1 protein-coding gene is annotated in these 244 nt (G+C 50.8%); it reads left to right on the forward strand.

All coding sequences use genetic code 11. The features are described from left to right. A partial coding sequence (locus AAEZ03_RS28580; protein WP_350583350.1) for a hypothetical protein occupies window positions 1-244 on the forward strand: 244 nt, incomplete at both ends.

A 244-nucleotide genomic window follows, 5' to 3' on the forward strand; every position in this document is an offset into this window, starting at 1 on the left:
CCCTTTACACCAATCCGCCAGCTGTCAATACTGCTTATCGTTATCCTGACGTACAACGTCAAGCACCTAGGGCATTACCCGCGTTTTTGTCCGGTAATTATGACAATGTCGATAGTGAGTATTTACCGTTACTCAGCAGTGCTGAGATGCAAAGCAACAGGGCGGCGCGTGAGGTGGTAAGTACCGCGCGCAAAATGGCACTGAACGAGCGCGCGATTGTTCAAGGCGGCTGTTGGGATTATCT

The sequence above is a fragment of the Pseudomonas sp. HY2-MNA-CIBAN-0224 genome (assembly GCF_040310285.1).
GTDB lineage: Bacteria > Pseudomonadota > Gammaproteobacteria > Pseudomonadales > Pseudomonadaceae > Aquipseudomonas > Aquipseudomonas helleri.